At 69.8% G+C, this 6,252-nt stretch carries 8 protein-coding genes; 5 read left to right on the forward strand and 3 right to left on the reverse strand.

The genetic code is table 11. The features are described from left to right. The first annotated feature begins 9 nt into the window (after positions 1–9). Entirely contained in the window at positions 10–759 is a 750-nt protein-coding gene (locus ACFXN1_RS19645) for a metallophosphoesterase (RefSeq protein WP_379446078.1), read from the forward strand. Between the two features lie 354 nt (positions 760–1,113). On the opposite strand, the gene ACFXN1_RS19650 is transcribed toward ACFXN1_RS19645, so the two are convergent. Both ACFXN1_RS19650 and ACFXN1_RS19655 read right to left on the reverse strand, forming a co-directional pair. Then, positions 1,114–1,641 carry an ATP-binding protein gene (locus ACFXN1_RS19650; RefSeq protein WP_379401396.1) on the reverse strand — a complete coding sequence of 176 codons (528 nt, stop codon included), beginning with the start codon at positions 1,639–1,641 and terminating at the stop codon, positions 1,114–1,116. A 153-nt stretch (positions 1,642–1,794) separates the two neighbouring features. After that, complete coding sequence (locus ACFXN1_RS19655; RefSeq protein ID WP_379446077.1) at positions 1,795–2,199, reverse strand: STAS domain-containing protein; 405 nt, start codon at positions 2,197–2,199, stop codon at positions 1,795–1,797. A gap of 257 nt (positions 2,200–2,456) precedes the next feature. Here ACFXN1_RS19655 and ACFXN1_RS19660 point away from each other — a divergent pair, with 257 nt between their 5' ends. Beyond that, the gene (locus ACFXN1_RS19660) at positions 2,457–2,786 is read left to right on the forward strand and encodes a plasmid stabilization protein (RefSeq protein ID WP_379446076.1); all 330 of its coding nucleotides are present in this window, start codon (positions 2,457–2,459) and stop codon (positions 2,784–2,786) included. Positions 2,787–2,878: 92 nt separating this feature from the next. Then, positions 2,879–3,421, forward strand: coding sequence for a hypothetical protein (locus ACFXN1_RS19665; RefSeq protein ID WP_379446075.1), 543 nt, complete (start codon positions 2,879–2,881; stop codon positions 3,419–3,421). Between the two features lie 174 nt (positions 3,422–3,595). Here ACFXN1_RS19665 and ACFXN1_RS19670 read toward each other — a convergent pair whose 3' ends face one another. Beyond that, positions 3,596–4,498 (reverse strand): LysR family transcriptional regulator, encoded by a 903-nt coding sequence (locus ACFXN1_RS19670; protein ID WP_379446084.1) that lies wholly within the window; start codon positions 4,496–4,498, stop codon positions 3,596–3,598. 122 nt (positions 4,499–4,620) lie between these two features. On the opposite strand from ACFXN1_RS19670, the gene ACFXN1_RS19675 reads away from it, so the two are divergent. Both ACFXN1_RS19675 and ACFXN1_RS19680 read left to right on the forward strand, forming a co-directional pair. Beyond that, positions 4,621–5,064, forward strand: coding sequence for a hypothetical protein (locus ACFXN1_RS19675; RefSeq protein WP_379446074.1), 444 nt, complete (start codon positions 4,621–4,623; stop codon positions 5,062–5,064). A gap of 307 nt (positions 5,065–5,371) precedes the next feature. Continuing rightward, positions 5,372–5,869, forward strand: coding sequence for a response regulator transcription factor (locus ACFXN1_RS19680; protein ID WP_379446073.1), 498 nt, complete (start codon positions 5,372–5,374; stop codon positions 5,867–5,869). Positions 5,870–6,252 lie beyond the last annotated feature (383 nt).

Genomic DNA, 6,252 nt, shown 5'->3' on the forward strand with positions numbered 1-6,252 from the left:
CAGTGGCACATGCGGATAGCGGCCGTTGGCGATGTACACATTGGCACCGATTCCCAGGGCCTGTACCGTCCCGCGCTCGAGGACCTGCACCGGCACGCGGATGTCCTGCTCCTCGCCGGGGATCTGACGAAGTGCGGCACCGTGGCCGAGGCCCAGGTCGCCGCGCGCGAGTTCTCCGGGCTCGGCATCCCGGTTGCGGCGGTACTCGGCAACCACGATTATCACGGGGATGCGGCGGAGGAGGTCGCCGCCGTCCTCGCGGATGCCGGAATCGTGGTGCTCGAGGGCACCGGCGTCGCTTTCAGCATCGACGGGACAGTGCTCGGCATCGCCGGTACGAAAGGCTTCGGCGGCGGCTTCGCGGGCCGGTGCGCGAGCGTCTTCGGCGAACCCCTGATGCGGGAATTCGCCTCGCACACCGTTGATCTCGCCAACGCACTGCACACGGCGCTGAGTGCGCTCGATACCGATATCCGCATCGCCCTGACCCACTACTCACCCATCGAGGCCACCCTCGCCGGCGAGCCCCGCGAGATCTATCCCTTCCTCGGTTCCTACCTGCTCGGTGAGGCCATGGACACGGCCGGCGCCGACCTCGCCCTGCACGGCCACGCCCACGCGGGCACCGAGCACGGCGAGACGCCCGGTGGGATACCGGTCCGCAATGTGGCCCAGCCCGTGCTGGGCACCGCGTACGCGGTCTACGAGCTCCATCCGGCCCCGCCCGTGCCCGCCACCCGCTCCCGCGCATCCAGCTGACCCCAACGGCCAGTCCCGAGGAAGGGCCGCGCGGCAGCGAACCGCGCGACCCGAGTGCCACAGCCCGGTCTGCGCCGGATCGGGGATACCGGACCGTGGCGGCCCGTGGTCGGGCCGGCGTGGGTGATGCGCCGCCAGATCCGTTGCCGGGCAAGCAGTTCCGCGAAGACGTCCGCGAACCGATCGGGTGTGTCACGCCCGCAGTCCGCCGCCGGCGAAGGCCGTCGTGCCGATCACCGCCATCCCCCGCGCTGAAACCGTTGTCGGTCGGCGCGCTGGACTGCCCGGCTGCCCCTTCGTCATCCGAGATCGTCGAATCGTGACGCTGGGACACCGAACGAATTCCTGCCCCGGTCAGCCGGGGAGAGTGTCCCCACGGAGCCGGGTGAGCTCCACGACGACCGGGTACCCGCACTGCACCACATCGAATTCCGCACTGCTCACCGCGATCGAATCGGTCAGTGTTTCCACGAAATGCCAGCCGAAGCTGTGCTCGATCAATCCGGCATCGCTCCCGGTCACCGCGCCCACGCGCACCCGGACCCGCTGTTCGTCGAACCGGAATTCGCACTCGATCGAGGCGGCCGGCACGGCGGCCGCGATCAACGTCGTCGCCACCTCGTCCAGTGCGACCCGTACATCGGTCACCACGTCGATCGTGAAATCGGCTGTGAGCATGATGGTTTCGGCGAGCGCGCGCAGCATCGCCAGTTGCCCGGCGTCGGCCGGGATCCGCAGCGCCACCGGACCGGTCGGCGCGGGCGACTCCAGCGCCGCGGAGTCGATGAACCGGTGCGCCTTACCGTTGTTCTGCTGGTCGGTGAATACCGGGCTCGGCGCTCGGCCGTCGCCGATCCCGTCACCCTGTGGCGATTCACTCATCGGTCACCACCCAATCGAATCAATCCCGTTTTGCGATCGGTCCCCGTTTTCGTTCATCGCGTACCCCGCGAAGCGGTCGGGAAACCGCCGGAACTCATCGATCGGGTATTCGCTCGTGCACGCTCCACAGCAGGCCCGCGCCGGATGTGCCGATCAGGTGCTCGACGGGTCCGGCTCCCGATGGACCAGGGTCCGTACCCCGGTCACGTCGAGTACTCGTTCGACGGCGGGCGGCGCGTTCGGTACGAGAATGCCGACACCACGCCGGGTAGCGCACTGAACGGCATCGAGGAGCACGACCGCATTGCGCACGCTCAGAAATCGAGTATGCCGCAGATCCACGATCACCGTGGGCGGCGCGGCATCGACGGCGACGGACAGCGCGGTCCGGAACGCGGGCAACCCGTTCATGTCGAGTTCGCCCGTGACCGCGATGATGAGGCAATCGGTGGATCCGGTCCCAGCGGTCCGCCGTCCGTTCCCATTGGGCGTGCAGCGCGAGCGGCGGCCGGGCATCTCATTCGCAATATGGCTATGTGCGAGGGACACCGTTGACATGACATACCTCCCAGCAGGGAGTGGCCGATCCGCCTCGACGACAGACTCCGGGCTCCGGTCGTATCGACGACACGCTCGAACTGTGAGAAGGCGTGCGGGATCGGGATCGGCTGGAGTCTCAACCTGCACTCAGTGTGCCACCTGACCGCCGGGGCGGCTACTCCCAGCCCGGCTTCGCCACGTCCTCTCCGGGTATCGCGGCATCGAGTGGACATAAGAAGCCGATGGCATCCCTCCCCTGACCGAAAGGCGCGATCATGCCCAAGGAATGGACCGGCAAAGAGGAACGTCAGTACGAACACATCCGCGATTCCGCCGAGGATCGCGGCGCATCCCCGAAGCGCGCCAGGGAGATCGGTGCTCGCACCGTTAACAAGAACCGGGCCCGCGCCGGTGAGACCAGGACCGCCGGCCGGACCTCGATCGAGGGCAGGTCACCGCAGCAGCGCGGTGGCCAGCGCTCCGGGCGCCGGGGTCCCAGGGGCCTCGCCCGGGACCAGCTCTACAACGAGGCCGAGCAGCGTAATATCAAGGGCCGCTCCAGCATGTCCAAGGCTCAGCTCGCGCATGCTCGCGGCCGCGATTGATCCATCGAGGCAGGAGGCGAACGACGATGCCGCGCTCGGCGTCGCTACCCATTCGGATCCACCGGACCGCTCCGTGGAGCCGCAATCGGCTGATGCGTTCCTCGGACCGTCTGCAGGCGGCCTGGCGGATGGCCGCCGTGCTCGTGGCCGTCGCATCCATTCCGCTGGCGGTCGTCGTGGGAATCTCCGCCGCCACCACCACCGGCGCGCACATCCGCGCCGAGAATGCCGCCAAAACCGCGGTGACGGCCACGGTCGTCTCCGATCCCCTGCGCATCGCGGTTCCGGTCGGGCAGGGGGTGGTGGCGTCCGGACCGCCCCAGGCCACCGTGGCGTGGAATATCCACGGCCGCAGCGATATCGCCGTGGTCGTCGTCCCGAACTCGGCGAAGCGGGGCAGCACCGTGACCCAGTGGCTGGACTCCTCGGGCCGGGCCACCACCGCGCCGCGGCCCACGTCCGACGCGGTGGTCCAGGGCATCGACACCGCCGTCCTGACAGTGATCGCAACCTGCTGCGGCGCAACCGTTCTGGTCTGGTGTGCCGACCGTATCCTCCTGCACCGCCACCACGCCGCCTGGGCGCGCGAATGGCGAGACTTCGCCCCGGGGATCGGACACAACAAACCGTCCTGACACCGGCACTCCCGCGAGCCGACGCCGAGCCGATCGCACACGCCAGGCCAACGCCATGATCCTCGAAGCCCTCTGAGCGTTCGGAGCGTCGGAGTCAGGCGACCGCGCCTCGGAGGCGCAGTGCTGCAACGGGAATGCAGCCACCCGCACCGATACCCGTGCCACGGGCGGGCGTCAGCCCAGAGCGGCGGTGCGGAGGGCGGCAGCGAGACGGGCGGCCGGGTCGGGCATGGGTGTGGGCAGGCGGGCCAGCAGCAGTCGGCGGGTTTCGGTGGGGCCGCCCCGGACCGGGAGGGCCCGGACGCCGGCGGGCAGGGCCGGGCGCGCGGAGGCGGGGATGGTGGTGATCCCGGCGCCGGAGGCGACGAGCTGCAGTTTGGCGAGCCAGTCGTGAGCGGTGTGGACGATCTCGGGACGTTCGCCGAGCCCGGGCCAGACGCCCATGGCGTGCTCACCGTGCGAGCCCGCGATCCAGTGCCGGCCGTGCAGGTCGTGTACGTCGATGTAGTCGCCCCGCGCGAGCGGGTGGTCCGCCGGAACCGCCACCAGCAGTGGGCGTTCGGCGAGGACCTGCGTCAGCAGGGCGGGAGTCTCGCCGTCCAGCGGGCGGAACGGCGGCGCCGAGGACACCAGTGCGAGATCGATCGTGCCCGCGCGCAGCGCCCGGACCAGCGCGGGCGTGCGGCCCTCGCGGGTGATCACGGTGATCCCCGGATGCGTTCGCCGCAACTCGGCCAGCGCGTGCGGCACCAGCCAGGCCCCGGCCGTCGGGAACCAGCCCAGCCGCACGCTGGCCCGATCCTCCGGCAGTCCGGCCAATTCCCTTGCGGTGGCGTCCATCTGGTCGATCACCGCGGCCGCGCGCCGCGCCACCACCTGCCCGGCGGGCGTCAGCCGCACCCCGTCGTGGCGCCGCTGCAGCAGCGCGGTACCCGCCGCCCGCTCCAGCGCGGCGATCTGCCGCGATACCGCCGACTGGGTGTACCCGAGCGCGGTCGCCGCGGCGGTGAGCGTTCCGCGTTCGGCCACCTCCCGGAAGACACGCAGCGCGGTCAGGGACGCATCACCGAAGGCCATGACATTCACGCATACCACGTCTGACAGATTCTCGCTGGCTGCATGCCCCGGTCCACAACTTCGGCACCACCCGGCTGCTGCGCGCCTTCGCCCCGCTGCTGCGCGCGGGCGGCCGTCTGTTCGTGGTCGCCGGCCGGCTGGGCACCCTGCACCATCTCGCCCCGGTCCTGCACGACCGCTTCGACGGCCTGACCTCGCTCGACGAGGTGGATGCCCAGGTCGCCGCGTGGCGCGACGCCGTGGCCGACGGCAGTGCGCGCGGCGAGGCCTGGCCCGGTTTCGTGAACATCCCGTCCAAGATCGGGCAGGTGGCCGCGGTCCGTGCCCTCGCCGGCACCCGCCGCGACAGTGACCTCGCCCGCGACATCCTGATCGCCGCCGTGTGCCCGGGCATGATGAACACACCCACCTCGGCGCTGTGGTGGGATGTCACCCGCGCACCAACTCCGGCGCAGGACGCCGCACAGCTACTCGACCTCGCGGTGAAACCGGCCGAGCCCGAGCACTACGGGCAATTGATCCGCTATGGCAGCGTCGTGCCGTGGTCTCCCGGTGAGAGCGGATAATCCCGCCGATACCGGTCCCGAGCGGGCGATCCGCTTCGGGCCGTCACCATTACTCCCGGCCATAAGCCAACCGGGCGGTGAATTCGAAGTGTATGGAAAGTGAACGAGCAGTGGCCGAGCCGCGAAGGCCGCAGCTATCATTCAGCAAATTCTTGTATTTTCCTGGCATAACGGACGGGCAACGGGATAGCGTCGGGTTCCGTCGATTGCACACCGGCAATGCCGGAACGGATGCCCAAGCGGTGATGTTTCGCTCGACGGATGACGGCACGGGTCGGGGGATCCCGCCGAGCGGAGGACCGCAATCATGAATAGTGTCCCGAAATCGACTACGACGGCGCACGCACGTTCACCACAGAGTGAGCGGGCCACCGCGCCGGCGAAGGTCCTGGTTGTCGAGAGCAATCCGGCCGTCGCCGAAATCACGGTGCTGGTGCTCGCCGCGGCGGGGTACCACACCTTCCAGACCGCCAGCGGACGGCAGGCCCTGCGCACCCAGGATCGCCTGAAACCCGATGTGATCCTGCTGGACCGGGCGGTGCCCGATGTCGCAGCGGCCGAGCTGTGCCGCGAGCTGCGCGCGCGGACCACCGCGCCCATCATCGCGCTCAGCACCGACCACAATCCCGAATCCCTGGAAACGATCCTGGCCGCGGGTGCTTCGGAATGTCTGCTCCTGCCGGTGCACACCCGCGAACTGCTGGAATGCATCGCCTTCCGGCTGCGCGCCCAGCGGGCGCCGGGCGCGAGCGCCGACGCCAAGCACGAAACCACGCCGGATCCGAGGCCCCGCGCCGCGGCCTGAACCGCGGCCGGCGAAACCGACAGACCCCTGCCCGGCGATGCCGCCGGAGCAGGGGATGGGATTCCGGCGGCATCAACTATTCGGGGACCATGCCTCGGGATACCGACGAGACCCACCCGGGCAGTACCGGACGGGCACCCGGTGTCACTGCCGATAGGCAGAGTAGTCCCCAAAACGGCTGTGCGCGTTGATATCCGCCGTCCGGGACCTGACATCTTCGTGAACTGAATCCGCTTGTGCCCCTTCTGCTCCGCTCCGCCGCGGGCCGGGGGGGGCGGGCCCGTGTGTCGTCTGGGTGTCCCGCCGCCGGGGCGCGGGGCGGGGGTGGGTTCGGGCAGGGGCGGGCGGGGGAGGGGGTGGGGAAAAAGGGGATCGTTTCTCAG

Source organism: Nocardia sp. NPDC059154 (assembly GCF_042755705.1).
Classification (GTDB): Bacteria; Actinomycetota; Actinomycetes; order Mycobacteriales; family Mycobacteriaceae; genus Nocardia.